The sequence below is a fragment of the Kordia sp. SMS9 genome (assembly GCF_003352465.1).
Lineage (GTDB): Bacteria > Bacteroidota > Bacteroidia > Flavobacteriales > Flavobacteriaceae > Kordia.
The window spans coordinates 3,103,876-3,127,023 of the sequence record NZ_CP031153.1; the positions used below are offsets into that span (position 1 = coordinate 3,103,876).

Below are 23,148 nucleotides of genomic sequence, written 5' to 3' on the forward strand. Positions count from 1 at the left end.
AAAAGAATGTTAAAAAAGCCTGTGATTTTATGAGAAATTTATAATTAATTGGCAGTTTAATTGTGAAGTCAAATAAAAAAGACCTGTCACGTTGAACAAGTCTTTTTTATGTTTTTATTGAATTTGAGTTACTAATTTTTAGCTTCAATCCATAACCTTGCATTGACAAATGCTTCTAACCATGGAGACACTTCGTCGTTGCGTCCTGCTGGATAATTTGCCCAATTCCATTGAAACGTAGAGCGTTCAATATGTGGCATGGTAACCAAATGCCTTCCCGTAGCATCGCACATCATGGCAGTGTTGAAATCGGAACCATTCGGATTCGACGGATAGCCTTCATATCCATATTTGGCAACAATTGCATACTTGCTTTCGTCATGCGGGAGTTTAAATTTTCCTTCTCCATGAGAAATCCAAACACCTAAAGTCGTTCCTGCTAAGCTAGAAAGCATCACGGAATTGTTCTCTTGAATTTTTACCGAAGTAAACGCACTTTCGTGTTTTTGAGAATCGTTGTAGGTCATTTTTCCATGTGCATCATGCTCTGGATTGATGACTTCCAATTCCATAAATAATTGGCAACCATTACAGATTCCGACAGATAAGGTATCTTCTCGCTTAAAGAAGTTTTTCAACGCCGTATTCGCTTTTTCATTGTACAAAAATGCACCTGCCCAACCTTTTGCTGAACCTAATACATCTGAATTTGAAAATCCACCAACAGCGCCAATAAATTGAATATCTTCTAAGGTTTCACGTCCCGAAATTAAATCGGTCATGTGCACATCTTTTACATCAAATCCCGCTAAATACATGGCGTTTGCCATTTCGCGTTCAGAGTTTGAACCTTTTTCACGAATGATCGCAGCTTTTGGTCTCGACTTCGCTCGACCACCTACCACGTCTTTTAATTTGCCAGTGAAATGTGTCGGAAACCTATATGTTAACGGTTGATTTTTATAATTGTCATACCGATCTTGTGCCAAACCATTTGCCGTTTGTTTTTGATCGAGTAGGAACGAGGTTTTATACCAAACATCTCTTTTCTGAGCAACATCAAACGTAAATGAATCTTCGTTATTTTTAATGTTTACCGTTGCCGAATCAGTTGCGTTTCCAATGTTGAAAAACTCAATATTATTTGCGTTGAGCGTTTCTTCAACAGAAGCATCTGCTTGAAAAACAATTCCTGCATTTTCAGCAAATAATAGGTTGATTGAATCTTCTTCGCCCAAACTAGAAAGATCCAAGTTCGCGCCTAAATTGACATCTGCAAAACACATTTCAAGTAACGTTGTGATTAATCCGCCCGAAGCGATATCATGTCCCGCTACTATTTTATCGTCTTTTATTAAGTCTTGAATCGTATTGAAAACAGTTTTTACGTACGCTGCATTGGTTACGTTTGGCGCCTCATTTCCAATGGTATTTAATGTTTGATTGAACGAACTTCCGCCCAATTTAAAATCGTCTTGCGAGATGTTTATATAGTAAATGTTTCCACCATTTTGTTGTAAAACTGGTTCTACTACGTTGCTTATTTTGGTACAGTTCGCTGCCGCAGATATAACTACGGTTCCTGGGGAAATGACGTCTCCATCAGGATATTTTTGTTTCATTGACAAGGAATCCTTTCCGGTAGGGACATTGATTCCTAAAGCGATAGAAAACTCTGAAATCGCTTGAACGGCCTCGTATAAGCGCGCATCTTCACCTTCATTTTTACACGGCCACATCCAGTTTGCAGACAATGAAACACTTTGCAAACCGTCTTTTAATGGTGCCCAAATAATATTTGTCAACGCTTCTGTGATAGAATTGCGACTTCCTGCTACAGGATTGATCAATCCAGAAATTGGCGAATGTCCAATAGACGTTGCAATTCCTTCTTTTCCGTTGTAATCCAATGCCATAACACCAACATTGTTCAACGGAATTTGTAGTGCACCCACACATTGTTGTTTGGCAACTTTTCCGCCGACGCAACGGTCCACTTTGTTTGTTAACCAATCTTTGCAGGCTACGGCTTCTAACTGCAATACTTGATCGAGATAGATATGAATGTTTTTCGTTTTGTATCGTGGATTTTTATAATTACGCCCAACAGTTGTGTCTGTCATGATCGTTTTTGGCGAACTTCCAAACATATCGCTCAGTGCCAAATCCATAGGTTTGTCACCTTTCGTAGCCGATTCAAATGTAAAACGATCGTCTCCTGTTACATTTCCAACCGTATACATTGGCGAACGTTCACGTTCCGCGATTTTGTGGAGTGTTTCAAGATGTTCTTCTGCAATCACCAAGCCCATACGTTCTTGCGATTCGTTTCCGATGATTTCTTTGGCAGACAGCGTTGGATCGCCTACAGGCAATTTGTCCAAATCAATTTTTCCACCAGTTTCTTCTACCAATTCTGACAAGCAGTTTAAATGTCCACCAGCGCCGTGATCGTGAATGGAAACGATGTAATTTTCGTCACTTTCTACCATTCCACGAATGGCGTTTGCCGCACGTTTTTGCATTTCCGGATTGGAACGTTGAACCGCATTTAATTCAATTCCTGTGGAGAATTCTCCGGTATCTGCGGAAGAAACTGCTGCGCCGCCCATTCCAATTCGGTAGTTTTCTCCACCTAAAATCACAACTTTATCGCCCGTTTTTGGAACGTCTTTGATGGCTTGCGACGCTTTTCCGTAGCCAATTCCACCAGCTTGCATGATGACTTTATCGTATCCTAATTTTCTCGCTTTCGCCGAACTGGAAGACGCGTTTTCTTCGTGTTCAAAGGTTAAGACAGAACCACAAATTAGTGGTTGCCCGAATTTGTTTCCAAAGTCAGAAGCTCCGTTTGATGCTTTTATTAAGATGTCCATCGGTGTTTGGTACAACCAATTTCTTGCTTTGAATTTTTCTTCCCAATACCTGCCTTTTTCTAGGCGCGAATAGGAAGTCATGTATACTGCGGTTCCAGCTAGTGGCAGCGAACCTTGTCCACCAGCCAATCGGTCGCGAATTTCTCCTCCAGAACCTGTAGCGGCTCCATTAAAAGGTTCCACGGTGGTTGGAAAATTGTGTGTTTCCGCTTTGAGCGAGATGACAGATTCAAATTCTTGTGTTTGGTAAAAGTCAGGTTTGTCGGCTGTTTTTGGCGCAAATTGTTCCACTTTTGGCCCTTTTACAAAAGCCACATTGTCTTTGTAAGCAGACACAATATCGTTTGGATGTTGTTTTGAGGTTTCTTTGATAAGTTTGAAAAGTGACGTTGGTTTTTCTTCGCCATCAATGACAAATGTTCCGTTGAAAATTTTGTGTCGACAGTGTTCTGAGTTGACTTGTGAGAAGCCAAATACTTCGGAATCCGTCAATTTTCTGCCTAGTTTCTTGGCAAGATTGTCTAAATATTCAATTTCTTCTAAACTTAGCGCCAAACCTTCTTGTTCGTTGTAGGCAGCAATATCGTCAATGTCCAAAATGGCTTCTGGTTCAATGTCGATTGTAAATGTATCTTGATGTAAACCGTTGAATTTCTGAGAAATCATTGGATCAAACTCTGAAAAATCTTCAGCGACAGTTTTAAATTCTTCAATTCGGATGATGCCTTCTACGCCCATATTTTGGGTAATTTCTACGGCATTCGTACTCCACGGAGTAATCATTGCGGCTCTAGGCCCAACAAAAAAAGCATCTAAGGATGCTTGTTCGATTTTCGTAGTGTTGCCAAAAAGCCAGTTCAACTTGGCAACATTTTCTGTTGATAATTCTTTTACTGTTTGAACGGCAAATACTTTGCTGTGTACGTTTCCAAAGAAATGAATCATTATGTGAAGTTTGTGTTGTTGTTTTTAAAAATGCAAATTTAAGCTATTTGTTGGTATTTTTGCTTAAAATTGAGTTGATAATTTGGGAGTTATTCACGAGGTTTTGAACAAGATGTTTTTAGGCTTGCTTTGCTTTTAGATTTGTTCCTAAGTATTCTGGAATTTCTTAGAATTTCTAGTGGTTTTTAGAACTTGACTAATACCAAATACCTAAAATAGACTCGTTTTACTTTTATTCCGCGTTTGTTGCGAAATCTTACTCATTATTATGGGAAGCTGAATCAAGTTCAGCTTGACGAAAATAGTTCTTTTCTAAATTACTTTTTGTTTGAAACGCTACCAATTCCTAATACCCAAATATTAATATCTGATTTAGAGTTGTTTAGCATTTAGTGTTTTAGTTTTTAATGATCAAATTGATACATTATTACATTGAACAATTGTTACATTAAAACATCATCCAGCGGCTTCATAGGCTTCTTTGATCCAGTTTTTTACAGCTTCTGAGATTTCTGCAGGGTTTGTGAGGCGAATTCTGTGGGAACACATGGCATTAAAGCTTCCCGAATTTTCTAGAACATCGGTAGCTTCTTTTCCTTTTAGATTTAAAACGAGATCTAAACGTGTTTTCGTAGAAGGTTGAATGATGGCAAATTGCTTTTTTCTACGCACACTGACATAGGCTTTTTTTGGCGCGAATTCGATGTCGTTTCCTAGTGTTTCTATATATGCTTTTAAAGTGTCGTAGATGGGTTTTAAGTCTGGCTTTTTTTCGTATTGCGACGCGACTAAATCTACCGTTTCTGTGTTATCTTCTTTGGATAAATGTACAATCGTATTGGCAAAACCATGTGTAACATTGTGTTCTTTTTTTAGAAAATTGACCGCTTCTGAATGTTTTGCAAAGGTTTTTGTTTTGAGAAGTGTCAACCATTCTTCTAATGATTTCCCTGTTTTTTCAGGCATGTTTGCAATCATCGTTTCTAAAGCTTTGTCCATGTTGTTGTTTTTAGGTGATTCTGATCAGAAAGAGATTAAAATAATTTTTGGAAGCGAAAGACTGACTTGTATTTGCGTTTGTTCTTGGTTTTTCTTCATTCATTCCAAAAAAACAGGTTTTCAGGAAGTTTTTTAATTAATATGTAGTTTTATACGTACATTTCTAACAATTAACTAATCAAATTATAATTATGAGTGCGCAAGAAGAATTAGAATGTGAACAAAATGAAAAGTGTTTAGGAGATTTTAAACATCGAAATAATCCTAAAAAAGTTTTAAAGCGTTTAAAATCTGGGAATAGACGTTTTGCTCTTTCAAAAAAAAAGTGTAATCAACCTGTAACAGAATGTGATACTAATGATATGATTCACCCAAATCAATCAACTATTAGAAGGAAAAACACAGCTGCCAATGGGCAAAAACCGTTTGCCATTATATTGAGTTGTGCCGATAGTAGAGTGCCGCCAGAATTGATTTTTGATACAGGAATTGGAGATTTGTTTGTGGTACGTGTGGCAGGAAATATTGCCAATACTTCTTCTATTGCTAGTATCGAATTTGCTGTGGCGAAGTTACACTGTAAGTTCATTTTAGTGTTGGGACATGAAGGTTGTGGTGCTGTTAAAGCCGCCATGTCCAATGAACCAGCAGCGAGTGAAAATCTTGAACATTTAGTAGAACATATACTACCAGCTGTATATTATAGTGGATGTGAGTCTAAAATTACCGATGAAGATTATTATAATACTTGTAAGCATAACGATAGTGATTTAAAAAGCGTTACTAAACGAAATGTTGCGAATAATGCAGATGCGCTTGTATATAAATCTAAAATCATTAGAGAAAGTATAAGGAATTCTGGAGTTGAGATTTATTCTGGGTATTATAAATTAAAAAGTGGCAAAGCAAATATAGATACAAATGCTTTATGGAATAATACCAATTTACACATAAAATGATGTTTATAAACTCGTTCATTTGGTAGTATAGTTCTTTGCGAATACTTTCCGTAGCTAAGGCTATGCAAACCATTCACAGCATCCTATACAGCCAAAGCAACTTCGCATCCAAAACACCATTTTAAATGTAAATTGGAATAAGAAAAAACTATGAGGAAATGAATAGACTGTTTTTATAAATTTTTAAATCAAAAAAACCGCGCTAAAATGATTTTCAGTGCGGTTTTCAATATATTCAGTTAGCGACGCTTATTTCATGGCACCAACCATATTTTCTGGTTTTACCCATTCGTCATATTCTTCTGGAGTTACATAGCCTAAGTTGACAGCTTCTTCACGTAAGGTTGTTCCGTTTTGGTGTGCGGTATTGGCAATTTCTGCTGCTTTGTAATATCCAATCTTAGTGTTTAATGCAGTAACTAACATCAATGAATTGTTCACTAATTCTGTAATGCGTCCGTGATTTGGTTCAATTCCTGACGCACAGTTTACATCAAAACTTACACAAGCATCTCCAAGTAGTTGCGCCGATTGTAATACGTTAGCAATCATCATTGGTTTGAAAACATTGAGTTCGTAGTGTCCTTGCGTTCCACCAACGGTTACCGCAACATCATTCCCCATCACTTGTGCGCACACCATGGTAATAGCTTCACATTGCGTTGGGTTTACTTTTCCTGGCATGATAGAACTTCCAGGTTCGTTTGCAGGAATGATCAATTCGCCAATTCCTGAACGCGGTCCAGAAGCCATTAAACGAATGTCATTTGCTATTTTATTGATAGAAACGGCTAATTGTTTTAAAGCACCGTGTGTTTCTACCATGGCATCATGCGCGGCTAAGGCTTCAAATTTATTTTCAGCAGTGATAAACGGCAATTCCGTAAAACGTGCGATGAATTCAGAAACACGCTTTGCATATCCTTTTGGCGTGTTTAATCCTGTTCCAACGGCAGTTCCACCCAATGCTATTTCACTTAAATGTGGTAAGGTGTTTTCTAAGGCTTTTAAACCGTGATTTAATTGTGAAACATACCCAGAGAATTCTTGTCCTAATGTCAACGGCGTTGCATCCATTAAGTGTGTACGTCCAATTTTTACAACATTTTTAAATTCTTCCGATTTCTTTTTTAAGGTATCGCGTAATTGTGAAACACCAGGAATGGTTGTTTCTACAATTTTCTTGTAGGCTGCAATGTGCATTCCTGTTGGGAACGTATCGTTTGACGATTGTGATTTGTTGACATCATCATTTGGTTGAATGGTTTTTTCGCCTTCGCCAATTTTTTTTCCAGCCAATTGATGTGCTCTGTTGGCAATAACTTCATTCACGTTCATGTTGGATTGCGTTCCAGAACCTGTTTGCCAAATCACTAATGGAAATTGATCGTCGTGTTTTCCTTCTAAAATTTCATCACAAACCGTTGCAATTAAATCTCTTTTTTCAATAGGTAATACGCCTAATTCGCAGTTGGTAAAGGCAGCTGCTTTTTTTAAATATGCAAAACCGTATACAACTTCTAGTGGCATACTTGCTGGCGCACCGATTTTAAAATTATTTCTTGAGCGTTCTGTTTGTGCTCCCCAAATTTTATCTGCGGGAACTTTTACTTCGCCCATGGTATCTTTCTCTATTCTGTATTCCATGTGGATTCGTTTTAGCAGTGCAAAATTACAACTTTTTGCGTGAAAAGGAATTAAAAAAAGGGGAAAACACGCTTTCATTTGGGGATTTTCACGGAAGTATTTCTAGGTTGGATTTTTGATATTTACTTGAGAAAAAGTGTAACCTTATAATTAGTTCATTATGCAAGCAAAAACTTCCACATCTATTAAACTTCCACAGTCAATTACTTTAAAAATAGAAACCAAAACACCCGCCAGTAATGATATGACTCGAAGTTTGGTTTTTGAGAATTTTGAAGGAAGACGTATTGAACTAAAAATTAAATTGAATAGAACGGCTACGCATTGTCTTGAAGTTTCCGATTTTCCAGATACGACGCACAATCTGCAAGTGTTAGGAAGTTTGAATCATCGTTCGTTTTGGGATAAGATTTATTTTAAGAATAGTGGTGGAACGAGTAAAATTGATATTAAAAAAATGACCTTAGTTATACATTATCACGAAGTTGTTGGTGGTGCTATAAAAGATATTCCATTATTATTAAACACCACTTTTAATCGCGTGCTACGTTCAGGGAATAGTGAAGTGTATTTAACTCCTTTTATAGAACGTCATTTGATGCGATATGCAGGTTTGACCAGTAGAAATCATCCAGCAGCAGCGTTATCAGCCAAAGATATTGGTAAGAGTGGAACGAGCGCCAAAGGCTACGATCAATATGGAGATAACCCAAAATATAGAGGCTGGATAAGCTATGAATGTAGTGAATTTGCGTCGTGGTATTTGCATGAAACTGAATGTTGGAGAGATTTTAGGAATAAACCAAAATCAGTATTTAGAGATATTACCTATACGGAACAGTTGTATCTTATTTTTAAAAGTAAAAAAAGAACGTATTACTATCATAATGGAAGAAATAGGTTTTTAAATGAAAAGAATGAAAAGGCATATACACCAAAACCTGGCGATATATTTATGCGTAAAGCCGATGGGAAGTTTGAACATTCAATGATTTTTTTGAGATGGAATTCACGTGATAAAACAGCGTTGGTGATTGACGGACCTTATCCTGTAACGCTTCGGACCGTTGATGTACATGCAATGGAAACACGCACAAATGATCAGAAAGATTTTATAGTATGTGAGTCTGTTATGAATCGTTTTTAATATTTAATCTTACAGCGCAAATCACGTAAAAGTAATTGAGCATAGTTGCTTGGATTTTTAGTATATTGGGTATCTAACTCATAATCAATAAAATCAGAAACCATGCGAATTAACTTTCTTTACATTGTATGTATAAGTCTATTATTTTTTGGATGTAAACACGATACTTCCAAATGTCCTGAATGCCCAAAAGCTCATGCTGAAGATGTACTTGCTACAACAACAACGGCTAAATTTTTAACATTATCGGATGTACATGTTGATAGTTTACTGCAACAAACTCAATTTCAAGATCACAATCAAAGTGATAAGAGTGTTTCTTCTCAAAAACTGTGGCTTCGCGCAAAAACGAAAATTGAAGCTACAGTAACTGCTGAAAAACCAAAATTTATGGTGTATTTAGGAGATTTACCAGGATATGATCATTACAATGAAGATGAGGAACAAAACATTAAACATAGAAGAACGAATACACATTTAATGCTCGAAAATTTAAGAAATTTAAAGATTGACATTCCAATTTTGTATTTACCAGGAAATAATGATTCATTAGAAGGTGATTATCATTCATTTTCTACTGATAGTATTACGGCAAATACCGTGCTAACCAATGATGCCGATACAACCAATCCGTGGCCAATAATTAATAGTAAATCTTCAAGTATCACTGTAGGTGTTCCAGATTTTAATAGTGAGTTTGGATTTTATTCTGTGGATTTAACAGAAAAAGGAAACACATTAAAAGTGATTGCATTGAATACCGTAATTTTTACACACAGTCATTATACAGATGATGATAAAGTTTCACAACAAGCCGCAACAAACATACAAATGGCTTGGCTAGAAAAAAAGATGCTCACTCTAGGGAAAAATGATCGTGTATTATTAGTGATGCACATTCCAATAGGAGATGACGGGTATAGTGGAAAACCTATGTGGAATCAAGCATTGACCTATAAAGGTAAAGGCTTGCACAATAGCTTTTTAGACTTGATTGAAAAGTACCAACCAAATATTGTCGGTTTATTAAATGGGCACACACATTTGGATGGACTTAGAAGAATATACAAAACAAAAACGTCAACGAATCCAAAAGCTAGTGATATGACTTCTTTTTCAATCACGACTCCTGGAATTGCAGTAAATCACGGAAATAACCCTGCTTTTAAAACATTTACTTACCACACCACAAATTTTGATTTGTTAGATTTTAAAACGCATTATGCTACACCGACAATGCATGTGGCGCATCCAAATAATCACGGATACAACAATACAGATTTTAAATTTGTTGATGGATCAACCTACACATTTAAAGATGCGTATAAGATTACAGATCCGAATGAAACCATTTTTACGAGTTTAATGGGGCAGTCAGATCCACAAATTATAAGGCACATGAATTGTACACTAGGCGCAAATAGTAACAGAGATGTGAAGTTAAGTCAAGATGGATTGAAATCGATTAACGTTTTTAAAAACTAAACAGCAATTGTTAATAATTCTAAACGTTTCTATATGAATATTGAATTTATTGCAATATCTTTGAACCGAATTCGATAAATTCCGGAAAATATGTTTGAATTTGATCAATATTTAGGCTTTTTAGCTTTCCTTACTATCTTAACCATTGGATTTTGGTTAATGATTCTTTTGCTGACGTTTATTGTACCTTATTGGGTTGGTGGCGCATTGAAAGAACGTTACGACGAGTGGAAAGAAGCTAAAAAAGATTCCTAAATACCAAAAGGACAAAGACAAAAGGGAACTTATTTTACATAAGTTCCCTTTTTTAATTAAACATATTAAAGGTGAGATAATTCTTTATTTTATTTCAAAGCTTCCAATAACAATTCCGCTACTTTTTCAGACGAAGCAGGATTTTGCCCTGTAATTAACAATCCATCTTTTACCGCGTGTGAATTCCAATCACTTACTTTGGAGTAGATTCCTCCGTTGTTTTTTAACATGTCTTCTACTAAAAAAGGAACGACTTCCGTTAATTGTACTGCGGCTTCTTCTGTATTGGAAAAACCTGTTACATTTTTATTTTTAACCAACGGCGAACCATCCGTATTTTTGGTACTCTTCAATACTGCTGGCGCATGGCAAACTGCCGCAACAGGTTTGTTATTGTTGTAAAAAGATTCAATCAGTTTGATAGAAGTTGGATCTTCTGACAAATCCCACAAAGGACCATGTCCGCCAGGATAAAAAATAGCATCGTAATCCGCTTCGTTTACTTTTGACAATACGAGTGTATTGGCTAACAATTTCTGAGTTTCTTCGTCTGCATTGAAACGTTTGGTAGCTTCCGTTTGAAAATCGTCACCTTCACTTTTAGGATCTATTGGTGGTTGTCCACCTTTTGGCGATGCTAACGTGATAGAAACATTCTGATCTTTTAGTGCATAATACGGAGCCGCGAATTCTTCAATCCAAAATCCTGTTTTTTCTCCAGTATTTCCTAATTGGTCGTGACTTGTTAATACAAACAATACTTTTTTCATTTGTTGTTTCTCTTTTTGAGGTTTCTTTTTATTCATTGTGCATGCAGTAATAATAATGACTACTGCTAATACACTCATTATATACTTCATAATAGGGGAATTTAATACAAAGGTAGTATTTGTTTTGTAGAAAAAAATTGATGTATGTTAAGAATACTTTTTTTAAGTGATTTCTTTGCGAATTCGACTGAGACTTTCCGTGGTAATACCTAAATACGAAGCAATATGATAATTCTTTACATGTTGTTCAATATTCGGATACTCGTGTGTGAAGTTGAGGTAACGCTCTTTGGCAGTTTGTGATAAATTGGATAAAATCCTTTTTTGAAAATGTACAAATGCACGTTCTAATTTTTTACGAATAAAGCGTTCCGTTTTCGGGACTTCATTAAAAATTTCTTCTACAGCTTCACGCGAAACTTTATACAGCGTAGCATCTTCAATGCATTCAATATACAAGGTAGCATTTGTATCTGAGAAGAAACCGATATAATCACTAATCCACCAACCTTTAATGGCAAACTGAATGGTGTGTTCTTTGCCCGATTTGGAAATTAAATATGTGCGCAAACAGCCATCGGCTACAAAATATTGGTAATCTACTTTTTCGCCAGCTCGTAAAATGGTTTCTCCTTTTTGAAACGTACCTTTTTGATAGCTTTTTTCAATAAAATCGACTTCATCTTCCGTAAATGAAAGTTGTTCATCGTGATAAATTTGATGTACAATGGAATCCGGTTTCAACATGAAAAGTTAAGCGAGTTTACACCTGTAAAGGTAAGAAAAATACTTATACAATTGTGCGTCGGTTAAAACTTTATTCCATAAAAAAAAGAGTCAATCTTTATGTTGTAAGCCTGTAATTTATTTTTGAATTTTAGTTTCTTATCAAGTGTTAGCTCAATCAAAATCTCGTGTCTCCCTATTTTTAACGTAAACAGTTCACGTCCTACTTTTCGGAGTTGCATCTCTTCAACAGTCCTTAAATTAATTTCATGAATACTATTTTCATTCGTAATGATCATCAAATCATTTTCAAATTTCACAGTGCCTGATCTTATAAAAAGACCTACATCTAATAAAGAGATAATTACGCTACAAACGATCCAAATACCGATTCCTATAAACGCATAATCGTTGTAATCAGGTAACGAAAACAGGAAATGAATTCCTATGAGCAGCAGGAAAACAATAAGAGAAGCATCAACTATTTTAGAAAGTATTTTTCTAAATTTTGTTTTCTTAAAATATTGATCATCTATAATGTCTATCACCATATTTTCAAAATTAGGTTAAATTTTTAAAACAGAAAAAAATAAAAACTACACAGCTTTTTACTAATTTCGCACTCTCAAAAACTCATACATGATTACGGTTGATAGTATTGCGGTAGAATTTAGTGGAACTACGTTGTTTAGTGATGTAAATTTTGTCATTAACGAAAACGATAAAATTGCCCTTATGGGGAAAAATGGCGCGGGAAAATCCACCATGATGAAAATTATTGCAGGTGCACAAAATGCCACACGCGGAAAAGTAAGTTGTCCAAAAGATACCGTCATTGCGTATTTGCCACAGCATTTGTTGACGGAAGATAATTGTACTGTATTTGAAGAAGCATCGAAAGCATTTCAGCATATTTTTGTGATGCGCGATCGTATGGAAGCACTGAACAAGCAGTTAGAAACGCGTACCGATTACGAAAGTGAAGCTTACATGAAAATCATTGAAGAAGTTTCGGAATTGGGCGAACGCTATTATGCGCTGGAAGAAATAAATTATGATGCAGAAGTTGAAAAAGCCTTGAAAGGACTCGGTTTTAAACAAGACGATTTTCAACGAATGACGAGCGAATTCAGTGGCGGATGGCGCATGCGAATTGAATTGGCAAAAATTCTACTTCAAAAACCCGATTTGATTTTGCTAGATGAGCCAACGAATCATATTGATATTGAATCGGTGATTTGGCTAGAAGATTTCTTGGTGAACAAAGCCAATGCTGTCATGGTTATTTCGCATGACAGAGCGTTTATTGACAATATCACCAATCGTACAATTGAAGTCACAATGGGACGCATTTACGATTACAAAGCCAACTATTCACATTATTTGGAATTACGAGCTAATCGTAGATCGCATCAAATAAAAGCCTATCAAGAACAGCAAAAATTTATTGCGGACAATCAGGCGTTTATTGAGCGTTTTAAAGGAACGTATTCTAAGACAAATCAAGTCGCTTCTCGTGTTCGAATGCTAGAAAAGTTGCAAATCATTGAAATTGATGAGGTTGATAATTCTGCCTTAAAGCTCAAATTTCCACCTGCGCCACGATCTGGCGATTATCCTGTGATTGTAGAAGAATTGTCGAAAAGTTACGACGATCATGTGGTTTTTAAAGATGCTAGTTTTTCTATTGCGCGCGGCGAAAAAGTGTCGTTTGTAGGTAGAAATGGAGAAGGGAAATCAACCATGATTAAGTCCATTTTAGGTGAAATAGCACACGAAGGAAACTGCAAGCTCGGTCACAATGTAAAAGTGGGTTATTTTGCGCAAAATCAGGCTTCTTTGTTGGATCAAAGTTTGACTATTTTTCAAACTGTAGATGAAGTTGCCAAAGGAGACATTCGCACACAGATTAAAAATATTTTGGGACAATTCATGTTTCAAGGTGACGATATTGACAAAAAAGTCAGTGTCCTTTCTGGAGGAGAAAAAACACGTTTGGCAATGGTAAAATTGTTGTTAGAACCAGTAAACTTGCTCATTTTGGATGAACCGACCAATCATTTAGATTTACGTTCTAAAGACGTGTTAAAAGATGCTTTAAAAGCTTTTGACGGAACGTTAATTCTAGTTTCTCACGATCGTGATTTCTTGCAAGGTTTGTCACAAAAAGTATTCGAATTCAAAGACAAGCGTGTTATTGAACATTTTGAAACCATTGATGCTTTCTTGGAGCGAAATCGTATCAAAAACATTAAAGAAATTGATTTGAAGGCTTAAATACAAGCTTCTACAAAAATTCAAATTTCACTGCTGTTTTACTCTTAAAAGGAGAGATTCTCCCTTTTGGCGCACCGTGAAAAAAGGAAAAGAAAAGGTGTTTTAACTATTCTACATCCTAAGTTTCAACGCTAATTTTGCTTGCAATTATTTCTGGTACAGATCACACATGATCTTCAGTATTAACACTAGAAATAAAGTAACCAAAAGCATAGCAAAATGAAAACAATACTAAATTTACCAGAAAAGTGGAATTATTTGCTCTTAATTATAGTAGCTTTCACAACAAGTAATTTATTAGAAGCGCAAACTATAACTTCTATCATGTCTTCGTATAATGGATATGATATCAATGCTGATAGAGTAAACGAAATTGACCAATTAACGTATTTACCATTTGAAAACAGCTACGAAAGAGTCAGCTCCACCGAAAAATTGGTGTTGGTATTGGTTGAAGATAGAATTTTGGAAAGCATCACAGGAAGTTCCTTATCGGAACAAGAGCTACTAAAAAGACTCGAACAGTACAAAGATGATTTAAAAGCAGAAGGATACACGACAAAATTTATAAAAGCCAGTATTTATGATGGTACAGAACATCAAGATGGTAGAACATTACTTGCGATACGATCGTTCTTAAAAGACATTAAACAGTCAAAAAACTTGCAAGGAGTTATATTGGTAGGCGCATTTCCTGAAGCGATGATTGTGAGGCGATGGATTTGGAGAAGAAAAAACTGGAATGTTACTATTGACGGAACAGATTATACAGGAAACAATCAACGAGATTTTTTAAGAATTGTTCCTGAAATTGTTGCCCACAGAGCAGATATTGTTTTGGCAGATTTGGATGGGAATTGGAAAAATATCTATGTAAAAGGTCCTGTAGATTTAGAATCTATTGAAGCACTTCCTGTAAGTGGAACCAATAGCAATTGGCCACTGTATGCCATGACATTTACTTCTACAAAATATAATGACCAAGTGATGTCATTTCAAGATTTTTTCTGGATACAAGATGATAACTTTCAAAGACTTTCAGCACCTAGTGGAACACTTAAACTAAGAATTCGAAAAGCTCAAAAGCATCCAGAAACTAATTTTAGAGATCGAGCAAAACCAAATCCGATTGCGAGACCAGAAATATTTGTGTCAAGAATTAATGCTAGAAATATTGCCGTTTCAACTGATAAAAATTTTGTAGACGCAAGCAATCAAGGGTTACTAGATGTAAGTGGAAAACCTAGAACTTTAGAAACGAATCAAAACGTTGATCCAAGATCATTTTTAAGAAAAGATCCAATTACGGAACGTAAAATCCTTATCAATTATTTTGATAGAAATCATAGTTACAGAGTTGGTGGCAATCCATTAAACAGTCATAGAACTGGAGCTGTAAAATTTGGAACAGGCTTAATTAGTGCTTCAAATCTAAATAATTATCTTAAAAAGGCATCATCAAACTTTAGCAGTTCTATTACGTATAATGAAGCGAGTTTAGTAGATTATGTAAAATTTTTAAAAACACCTGCAACACTAAAAGGAATGTCATCACATTCAGACCCTTGGGGAAGTGAATACGGTAATTCTTATAATGTAAATGAATTGGAAAATCTAGTAGGCGGTAAGCCTTGGCTCTGGAAAAAAGAAGCTATTTCAAGTGGATATCGGTATACACCTTCGTTGGTTGGACTCAATGGAAAAGCTGATGCATATATACATAGAACCATTTATGAAAACAATATTCTTTCAGGAACAGGAGGAAACCTTTTTATACACAATGGTTGTGAAGTTAACAGTCCTGGAAACGCATCTAGAAGACCATACAATCATAAGGATTATGGGTCTTCTAGTGGGTTACAGAATGCAGAAAGTATCTTGTTTTTTCTTAATGGAGTTGCTTTGGCTTCAAGGGCAAAGGTATTTTATGATAAACCAGAAGGATTTACAGAAGAAATTGGTAAAAATAAAAAGAATCATTTCGGTGCTGGATGGAAAGCGTATTTTACCAAAGAATCGAATGATGCTGACTTAGCTTCAAATGTTTCTGGAAATAAACGAACCTATACTTGGAGTATTACTGGCGATTGGACCGCTAGAGTAAAGTATGACAATGGACTTGGTATTCTTAAATTTGAAGGAAACAACCTAAAAAATTATTCAGTGCATGCAAATCAATCATGGTTTGGCGGCTGGAATTTTGATTCAAATCTCAACAATATTAAAGGGAAAGGTGATTTTAATGGTGATGGAATTGATGATATATTGATTAATAGTTCATGGGGAATCGGAGTATTATCCCGCATAGGAAATCAATGGAAAAGTATAGTCGCAAAGCCAAAAGATAGTTGGTTTGGCGGATGGCGATATGGCGTAGCTGATAAAATTGAAGCCATTGCAGATTTTGACAATGATGGAAAAGACGAAATTTTAATTACCAGTAATTGGGGAATTGCAATTTTAAAACTTCAAGGAAACACATTTAGATCCATACTGGTAAAACCAAACGGAACTCGTTTCGGTACCTGGACATACAATACAACTACGGTACGCGATAACAAAATAGAAGGTGTGGGAGATTTTAACGGCGATGGAAAAGTTGATATTTTAGTCTCAAAACCTTATGGAATTGCGCTATTAACCATGTCAGGATCTACTTTGCAAAGTATTGTTGTAAAACCAAATGATAGTTGGTTTGGCGGATGGCGCTATGGCGTAAGCAATAAAATTGAAGCCATTGCAGATTTTGACAATGACGGAAAGGATGAAATTTTGATCACTAGTAATTGGGGGATCGGAATGCTGAAACTTCAAGGGAATACATTCAAATCTATATTGGTAAAACCCAATGGAACTCGTTTTGGTACGTGGACATACAACACAACTACTGTTCGGGACAATAAAATAGAAGGCGTAGGAGATTTTAATGGCGATGGTAAAGCCGATATTTTGGTCTCAAAACCCTACGGAATTGCACTATTGACACTATCAGGAACTACATTAAATAGTATTGTTGTAAAACCAGTAGGAACTCAATTCGGTCAATGGACCTATAACACAAGAAGCGTTTACGATAACAAGGTTGAAAAAATTGGAGATTTCAATGGAGATGGCAAAGCAGATATTTTGATGTCAAAACCTTACGGAATTGGCGTATTAAGTCTTTCAGGAAATACCTTTACAAGTTTATATATAAAACGCAATAATACTCAAATAGGCGATTGGCATTTAAAAGTCTCAAACAGCTTTCCTGTTATTGGAAATTTTGATGAACAACCCGGCGAAGAAATCATCATTTATAAGTAGCGGGAAATAAACTAACACCATTTTAAATGTAAATTGGTATCATTCATAATTTTATCAGATTAAAACGAACTTCGGTTCGTTTTTTTTGCTTTACTGATTCAAAATTATACATTTTTAAACCTATTTTTTCAAATAAAGAATTGTCAAGGTTTTTATGCTATTTTTAAGGATGAAAAAAATGATACTGACCATTCTGACTTCTTTTTTACTTTTTATAAGTTGTTCAGACACTTTTAGAAGCAATTATGCATATGGCAAGTTGCCAACCAATCTAGAAACAGCTCGTATAGCTGACACATACACGATTTGGAAAGATAAATATGTCACTGCTGATGGTTGTCCCGAAGGTGCCAAACGCATTCTTTTTGATGATATGTCGCACACAGTAAGCGAAGGTATTGGCTATGGCATGTTGATTTCTGCTATGATGAAAGACAAAGCAACTTTTGACGCTTTTTACACCTATTACAATGCACATTTAGATCCAAACGGATTGATGCACTGGAAAATTGATGCCAATGGAAAAAGGGCAGGCGATAATGCTGCGACCGATGCTGACGTTGATGTTGCATACGCGTTGTTATTAGCACACAAGTTGATTGGAAACGAGTCATATCTGGCGGAAGCCAAAAAAATCATAAAGTTGATCAAAAAGTATATGGTAGAGCCAAAAACCTACGTTTTGAAAGCAGGAGACGCTTGGGGCGGAAGCATGACTACCAATCCGTCCTATTTTGCACCTGCGTATTTTAAAGTTTTTGCAGAAGTAACCAACGACGATTTTTGGCATAAAGTAAGTGATACTTGTTACGATATTTTGTTTAAAAGTTGGAATTCAAAAACAGGTTTGGTACCCGATTGGTGTAAAGCAGATGGAACGACGCCAGCTGATAATGTAAGTTGGGCAAAATACGAAGGGAAAGCATATTACTATGATGCAGCAAGAACTCCGTGGCGCATTGCCAAAGATTATGTTTGGTTTGGTGACGAACGTGCTGAAAAATACTGTAATGTTGTCAACAGATTTATTGAAAAAATAGGTTTTCCTAATATTACCGATGGTTATAATTTGAATGGTTCAACTTTTAGAACTAAAAAGACAAGTGCTTTTGTTGGGTGTTTTGCTGTTGCGACTTTAGTGTCTAACAATCAACAATTAATTGATGCTGCTTACGCAGAAAACATCAATACCTTTAACGACAGTTATTTCAATGATATTTTGCGTTTATTGACTCTTCAAATGCAGCATGGAATGTTTGTGCGGTATGAGTGAATTTTTTCTTTTGAGATTTGTTTTGGTTTAGAATATTTGGAAATCAGTTATTTACAAATGATTTGTAAATATGGGAAACAGTAATGGGATTTAGCTAAAGACCGTTAATTTTGGTATAATCAAAAAACTCTTTACAATGAAAACACTTAAAACTTATCTTTTTGTTTTAACATAACGACTATCAGTAACTATTTTTATAGCATGTGATGAGGATGATGATACTCATACTTACCCAGAGCCGACTGTTGAGATGTCTCCTGTTCAAATTATTGCTTCAAATCAAAATTCCACAGATAGTCCAACAGGACTTTGGCAAGACACCATTGAGATTGATAAAACTTGTCTATTAACCATAAATGCGATTGCTAGTGCAAGATATAACGGCAATGTTGTTAATGCTGGTATTAGATTAATTATAAGGTTAGATGAAGAAGAATTAACTTCTGACTATAGCTTTGAGGGAAGTAGTTCTTCAATTTTATTTAGCTCTTCAGCTTTTACTACCCTTTTTTTACAACCTAGCATATATAATTTAGAGATTGAAAGAGTCAATGCTGCTGTAAATAGCGATTACAATTTACGTGCAAATTATTATGCAATATATGCGGAGATGAGTAATTGATGTAAGTAAATGCTAATTTAATTGATAAATGCCTTGTAAAATAAAAAAGCTAAGACCGTATGATCTTAGCTTTTCCTTCGTTTATAGTAGTAGCGAGATCGGGAATTGAACCCGAGACCTCCGGGTTATGAATTCGGTGACAATTGGTCTCTATTGTTGCTAAATGATTTATAATCAGCTGTTTTTTTGGGGTTGTGTGTAGTTAAGATTCAATAAAAACTGCTAAAAACAGCAAAATGTTTTAGGTATGTTTTAGGTAAAATGAAATTTCAGCCGTATCTTTAATGTAAATAATGACTATATTATGGCTTCGATAAAGATACTGCTTTGGAAACATGATAAGAAGAAAAACAACACATTTCCTCTGGCAATTCGTATTACAAAAAACAGAAAAACCCGCTATGTGTTTACAGGCGAATATATAAAGGAAAAAGATTGGAATGAAAAAGAGGGCTTGGTTAAAAAATCCCATCCCAATTCTGCGCGGCTGAATAATTTTCTGCAAAAGAAATTAAGTGAAGCGCACAGCATTGCTTTAGATGTCGAAACCACCGATAAAAGTAAAACCGTTAAATCTATTAAGAAGAAGATCGTCAATGATAATAATGCGGATTTTTTCTCTATTGCCGATATGTATTTGAAGAACTTAGAAGAACGCAAGAAGTTTAATCAAAGCAATAATGATAATGGACGATTAGAAATCTTCAAAATCTATCTTGGTAAAGAACAGCTTGATTTTATGGATTTGGATGTCACGCTCCTTGATAAGTTTAAAACCTATTTGATTTATAAGCTAAAACGTTCTGAACGCACCGTTGCAAATTATATGATCTTAATTCGTACGATTTATAATATGGCGATAGCACAAGGTGTTACGGATAAAAATAATTACCCGTTTGGGCGTGGTAAATATCAAATCAAAATTCCAGAGAGTGAAAAAATCGGATTGAACAGAGAAGAAATTCAACTTTTAGAGAATGTTGACAATATAACACCTGCGCAACAACACGCTTTGAATGTTTGGTTGTTCAGCTTTTATTTTGCAGGAATAAGAGTAGGGGATGTATTGAAACTCAAATGGTCTGATTTTAAAGATAATCGTTTGTATTACCGTATGGGAAAGAATAAGAAACTCGTTTCCTTAAAAGTACCACAAAAGGCACAAGCTATTATGAATATCTATATCAAGGATAAAAAGAAAAAAACAGACTTTGTGTTTCCGAATTTAAAAGGTGTAAACTTAAAGGATGAGAAAGCACTCGGCATACGCATAAAGACCATCACACGTAATTTAAACCGCCGTTTAGCCATAGTGGCGGAACAATTAGAGATTGATAAAAAGCTTTCCATGCACATCGCACGTCATAGCTTTGGTAATATTGCAGGCGATACGATTCCAATACAGATGTTGCAAAAATTGTATCGACATTCATCCATTACCACAACCATCAACTATCAGCAAAATTTCATGCATAAAGAAACTGATGATGCTTTGGATAAAGTGATTGGGTTTTGATTATTTAATTTTTAAATCAAGGAACATATCCCCTTTTTCAGAATAGATAATACTCCAAATATCATCATTTTTCTCTATAAAATAAATACTATGTTGAGCCGTATTTCTACTAGATCGATAAAATGTTTTTATAATGGCTTTGTTTTTATCAAGATTATAAACAGGCGCAGAGACATTAATTGCATAATCATTATCATCTTTATTTTTAAGTAATTTTTCATCTAAAGATTTCGGGATAACCCATTTGACAATTCTTGATTGCTTATAATTAAAAGAATCTTTGAGAAAAGTTTCAAATTTTTCATCAACTCCTTTACCATAGATGAGGTATTGATTGCTTTTGATTTTCTTTTTCTCATAAATAATAGTATCATATTTAACATACAAACTATCGTTAATGATTTCTTTTTTTAGATCTGATTTATGGGCAAAACGGAATGTTTTATTGTTTTTGTTCCGTAATCGAAAAAATTCTTGAATCGATATTTTATCTCCCTTTGGTTTTAAATAAATAGGTTTTATGAATTGGTTCTGTTTTGATTGCAGAACCAATTCTAGTAATTGTTGATCATCATTTTGTTGTTCTTGTTGACATGATATAAATGCGAACACAATCATGATGAAGAAACTTATTCGTTTAACAGTCTTTCCCTTTTGCATCTGATGTATTGTTTTGTTCATTTTGGGCTTTAAGTATGTAATCATTTTGTAGGTTTACATCAGGGGTAATCTCGTTCATAGCAGGAGTTCCAGAAAATGTTCCTTTCGTCACATCTTTGCAATATTCGTGTGTGACACTCTCCATGCGATTATTTTTAGCGTATTTAAACAAGGCATAAGCCATTGTTCCTATTAGATCAACCATGGCAATGTGCATTGAATCTTCCAAAGCGCTAAGTGTTGTTTCATTTCTGCTAGCTGTATAAATATCAAATTTAATTTTTAAATCTGTGAAACTTGGATATTTTTGAAGCAATTCACCTTCAAGATAAAGATAGATGAGATGTGCATGAACCATTTCATGAATAGTGTTGGCTGCTAGTGATAATTTTGTTGGATTACCGCTAAGATAATCTTCTGCAAAATTAACGATAATTGGGTAATATCCATTATTAATAGCTGAAGCTGATGGCATAGACGTTCCAGCATTGGCTACACCATTCAAAATATCATTATCTCTAAAGCCTAAGATGTAACTAGGTTGTTGACCAATTGTATTTCTGATTTGATTAATTATACCCGCATTTAAATTCCTAATAATTTCATCTCTAACTACTCTTAGTAAACAATCATTATCAATTTCATCAACGGCAAAATTGTCGAAATTGACTTCTGTTAATTCATATTCCATGAGCATATTAATTTCTGCTAAAATATCTTCTTGCGCTTCTGTACTACATGAATTTTCACTCAGGAGATCATTCATTGCGCCTGCAACTTGGTGATTATTGTCTTGTAACCATATAAGCATTTCTGGAGTTAATTGAATATTATCTGTTAAGAAAGATGAATTCATACAATTTTCAATTTTTTCCCAATCAGTAAGAATAGGCACAGTTTCAATCGGGTCGTCTTGAAGTGGGTTATTTGGATCACTACTGCCACCACCTGCTGTACCATCATTTCCATCTCCGCCACTTGGCGCACTTCCACCTGTGCAACTCCATTGATTCACCGTAACCCAACCGCATATTTGATAGGCTGGCACACATGTATATCCAGGTGTACCGCAATCACAATCCTCACCAATAGCGTGATTGCCACCCGTACAATTATACTGTGTACATTGATATTGTTGCTCCATGCCAATAAGTTCAGGTGTGCCGTCCAAACATGGACGCGGTTGTCCAATACCACTTTTTTGAAGTAATGTATCACCATTTATGGTTTCCATGATTGCATTGGCATGATCAAGTCCACCACCTTGATCATAACCTATACGTGGATATTTGATAAGGAATTGATATTCTGCTCCATCATCAAATTCAAGGAACATATAATTAATAAGATAATTATTTTGTTCTGAATGTCCATGAACGGTCGTGGTGTATTGAGTATAAGTATTGCGCTCTATAATTTGTATTGTGTTTAAATCAAGTGAATAAGCTGTACTCGTATCATTACTTTTAGCAGTATTTGACGATTGAGTAAGTTTTTGATAAACGCTTGGATGCGTGGCGCGTAAATGATCGCCTGACTCCATTTGAATAATAAAACTCTTATTTTGTGACTTTGTTTGTTCGTCAATGCGTACAGTATCATCATGTTCGCAACTGATCAAAAAAATAGCACATACAATAATTAAGGGGGAAATTGTTTCGTTAAAAATACTTTTCATTTAAACT

Annotated in this window: 17 protein-coding genes; 9 read left to right on the forward strand and 8 right to left on the reverse strand. The window is 35.3% G+C overall.

Annotation, left to right across the window (positions count from 1 at the left end; all coding sequences use genetic code 11):
• Nucleotides 1-131: 131 nt before the first annotated feature.
• Nucleotides 132-3,821, reverse strand: coding sequence for a phosphoribosylformylglycinamidine synthase (purL, locus tag KORDIASMS9_RS13535; RefSeq protein ID WP_114903347.1), 3,690 nt, complete (start codon nt 3,819-3,821; stop codon nt 132-134).
• Between the two features lie 456 nt (nt 3,822-4,277).
• Complete coding sequence (locus KORDIASMS9_RS13540; RefSeq protein WP_114903348.1) at nt 4,278-4,820, reverse strand: DUF4287 domain-containing protein; 543 nt, start codon at nt 4,818-4,820, stop codon at nt 4,278-4,280.
• A 191-nt stretch (nt 4,821-5,011) separates the two neighbouring features.
• On the opposite strand from KORDIASMS9_RS13540, the gene KORDIASMS9_RS13545 reads away from it, so the two are divergent.
• A complete protein-coding gene (locus tag KORDIASMS9_RS13545) occupies nt 5,012-5,779 on the forward strand; it encodes a carbonic anhydrase (protein ID WP_114903349.1) in 768 nt (255 codons plus the stop codon).
• Between the two features lie 249 nt (nt 5,780-6,028).
• Here the strand turns inward: KORDIASMS9_RS13545 and fumC are convergent, their stop codons facing one another.
• On the reverse strand, nt 6,029-7,426 hold the full coding sequence (gene fumC / locus KORDIASMS9_RS13550) for a class II fumarate hydratase (protein WP_114903350.1): 1,398 nt from the start codon (nt 7,424-7,426) through the stop codon (nt 6,029-6,031).
• Between the two features lie 160 nt (nt 7,427-7,586).
• On the opposite strand from fumC, the gene KORDIASMS9_RS13555 reads away from it, so the two are divergent.
• The 3 genes from KORDIASMS9_RS13555 to KORDIASMS9_RS23725 all read left to right on the forward strand — a co-directional run bounded on the left by KORDIASMS9_RS13555 (nt 7,587) and on the right by KORDIASMS9_RS23725 (nt 10,313).
• The gene (locus KORDIASMS9_RS13555; RefSeq protein WP_114903351.1) at nt 7,587-8,573 is read left to right on the forward strand and encodes a hypothetical protein; all 987 of its coding nucleotides are present in this window, start codon (nt 7,587-7,589) and stop codon (nt 8,571-8,573) included.
• A 102-nt stretch (nt 8,574-8,675) separates the two neighbouring features.
• Entirely contained in the window at nt 8,676-10,058 is a 1,383-nt protein-coding gene (locus KORDIASMS9_RS13560; protein ID WP_114903352.1) for a metallophosphoesterase, read from the forward strand.
• Nucleotides 10,059-10,148: 90 nt separating this feature from the next.
• The gene (locus KORDIASMS9_RS23725; RefSeq protein ID WP_205317990.1) at nt 10,149-10,313 is read left to right on the forward strand and encodes a hypothetical protein; all 165 of its coding nucleotides are present in this window, start codon (nt 10,149-10,151) and stop codon (nt 10,311-10,313) included.
• Between the two features lie 89 nt (nt 10,314-10,402).
• Here KORDIASMS9_RS23725 and KORDIASMS9_RS13565 read toward each other — a convergent pair whose 3' ends face one another.
• The 3 genes from KORDIASMS9_RS13565 to KORDIASMS9_RS13575 form a co-directional block, all read right to left on the reverse strand.
• The gene (locus KORDIASMS9_RS13565) at nt 10,403-11,083 is read right to left on the reverse strand and encodes a type 1 glutamine amidotransferase domain-containing protein (RefSeq protein ID WP_114905251.1); all 681 of its coding nucleotides are present in this window, start codon (nt 11,081-11,083) and stop codon (nt 10,403-10,405) included.
• Nucleotides 11,084-11,245: 162 nt separating this feature from the next.
• Entirely contained in the window at nt 11,246-11,830 is a 585-nt protein-coding gene (locus tag KORDIASMS9_RS13570) for a Crp/Fnr family transcriptional regulator (protein WP_114903353.1), read from the reverse strand.
• A gap of 62 nt (nt 11,831-11,892) precedes the next feature.
• Nucleotides 11,893-12,360: a hypothetical protein gene (locus tag KORDIASMS9_RS13575; protein ID WP_114903354.1), complete on the reverse strand. Its 468-nt coding sequence runs from the start codon at nt 12,358-12,360 to the stop codon at nt 11,893-11,895.
• An 88-nt stretch (nt 12,361-12,448) separates the two neighbouring features.
• On the opposite strand from KORDIASMS9_RS13575, the gene KORDIASMS9_RS13580 reads away from it, so the two are divergent.
• The 5 genes from KORDIASMS9_RS13580 to KORDIASMS9_RS13600 all read left to right on the forward strand — a co-directional run bounded on the left by KORDIASMS9_RS13580 (nt 12,449) and on the right by KORDIASMS9_RS13600 (nt 20,803).
• The gene (locus KORDIASMS9_RS13580) at nt 12,449-14,086 is read left to right on the forward strand and encodes an ABC-F family ATP-binding cassette domain-containing protein (RefSeq protein ID WP_114903355.1); all 1,638 of its coding nucleotides are present in this window, start codon (nt 12,449-12,451) and stop codon (nt 14,084-14,086) included.
• A 219-nt stretch (nt 14,087-14,305) separates the two neighbouring features.
• Entirely contained in the window at nt 14,306-17,392 is a 3,087-nt protein-coding gene (locus KORDIASMS9_RS13585; RefSeq protein ID WP_114903356.1) for a VCBS repeat-containing protein, read from the forward strand.
• 178 nt (nt 17,393-17,570) lie between these two features.
• On the forward strand, nt 17,571-18,665 hold the full coding sequence (locus KORDIASMS9_RS13590) for a glycosyl hydrolase family 8 (protein WP_162819952.1): 1,095 nt from the start codon (nt 17,571-17,573) through the stop codon (nt 18,663-18,665).
• A gap of 250 nt (nt 18,666-18,915) precedes the next feature.
• Complete coding sequence (locus KORDIASMS9_RS13595) at nt 18,916-19,287, forward strand: hypothetical protein (protein WP_114903358.1); 372 nt, start codon at nt 18,916-18,918, stop codon at nt 19,285-19,287.
• Nucleotides 19,288-19,591: 304 nt separating this feature from the next.
• Nucleotides 19,592-20,803, forward strand: coding sequence for a site-specific integrase (locus KORDIASMS9_RS13600; RefSeq protein ID WP_114903359.1), 1,212 nt, complete (start codon nt 19,592-19,594; stop codon nt 20,801-20,803).
• On the opposite strand, the gene KORDIASMS9_RS13605 is transcribed toward KORDIASMS9_RS13600, so the two are convergent.
• Together KORDIASMS9_RS13605 and KORDIASMS9_RS13610 are read right to left on the reverse strand one after the other, a co-directional pair.
• A complete protein-coding gene (locus KORDIASMS9_RS13605; RefSeq protein ID WP_162819953.1) occupies nt 20,804-21,463 on the reverse strand; it encodes a hypothetical protein in 660 nt (219 codons plus the stop codon).
• Nucleotides 21,441-23,141 carry a hypothetical protein gene (locus KORDIASMS9_RS13610; RefSeq protein WP_114903361.1) on the reverse strand — a complete coding sequence of 567 codons (1,701 nt, stop codon included), beginning with the start codon at nt 23,139-23,141 and terminating at the stop codon, nt 21,441-21,443. The genes KORDIASMS9_RS13605 and KORDIASMS9_RS13610 overlap by 23 nt, the downstream gene beginning before the upstream one ends.
• Nucleotides 23,142-23,148 lie beyond the last annotated feature (7 nt).

Coding starts and splice junctions, on each gene's coding strand:
- purL (WP_114903347.1), bottom strand. CDS start 3,821: ATGATTCATTTCTTTGGAAACGTACACAGCAAAGTATTTGCCGTTCAA.
- KORDIASMS9_RS13540 (WP_114903348.1), bottom strand. CDS start 4,820: ATGGACAAAGCTTTAGAAACGATGATTGCAAACATGCCTGAAAAAACA.
- KORDIASMS9_RS13545 (WP_114903349.1), top strand. CDS start 5,012: ATGAGTGCGCAAGAAGAATTAGAATGTGAACAAAATGAAAAGTGTTTA.
- fumC (WP_114903350.1), bottom strand. CDS start 7,426: ATGGAATACAGAATAGAGAAAGATACCATGGGCGAAGTAAAAGTTCCC.
- KORDIASMS9_RS13555 (WP_114903351.1), top strand. CDS start 7,587: ATGCAAGCAAAAACTTCCACATCTATTAAACTTCCACAGTCAATTACT.
- KORDIASMS9_RS13560 (WP_114903352.1), top strand. CDS start 8,676: ATGCGAATTAACTTTCTTTACATTGTATGTATAAGTCTATTATTTTTT.
- KORDIASMS9_RS23725 (WP_205317990.1), top strand. CDS start 10,149: ATGTTTGAATTTGATCAATATTTAGGCTTTTTAGCTTTCCTTACTATC.
- KORDIASMS9_RS13565 (WP_114905251.1), bottom strand. CDS start 11,083: ATGAAAAAAGTATTGTTTGTATTAACAAGTCACGACCAATTAGGAAAT.
- KORDIASMS9_RS13570 (WP_114903353.1), bottom strand. CDS start 11,830: ATGTTGAAACCGGATTCCATTGTACATCAAATTTATCACGATGAACAA.
- KORDIASMS9_RS13575 (WP_114903354.1), bottom strand. CDS start 12,360: ATGGTGATAGACATTATAGATGATCAATATTTTAAGAAAACAAAATTT.
- KORDIASMS9_RS13580 (WP_114903355.1), top strand. CDS start 12,449: ATGATTACGGTTGATAGTATTGCGGTAGAATTTAGTGGAACTACGTTG.
- KORDIASMS9_RS13585 (WP_114903356.1), top strand. CDS start 14,306: ATGAAAACAATACTAAATTTACCAGAAAAGTGGAATTATTTGCTCTTA.
- KORDIASMS9_RS13590 (WP_162819952.1), top strand. CDS start 17,571: ATGATACTGACCATTCTGACTTCTTTTTTACTTTTTATAAGTTGTTCA.
- KORDIASMS9_RS13595 (WP_114903358.1), top strand. CDS start 18,916: ATGTCTCCTGTTCAAATTATTGCTTCAAATCAAAATTCCACAGATAGT.
- KORDIASMS9_RS13600 (WP_114903359.1), top strand. CDS start 19,592: ATGGCTTCGATAAAGATACTGCTTTGGAAACATGATAAGAAGAAAAAC.
- KORDIASMS9_RS13605 (WP_162819953.1), bottom strand. CDS start 21,463: ATGCAAAAGGGAAAGACTGTTAAACGAATAAGTTTCTTCATCATGATT.
- KORDIASMS9_RS13610 (WP_114903361.1), bottom strand. CDS start 23,141: ATGAAAAGTATTTTTAACGAAACAATTTCCCCCTTAATTATTGTATGT.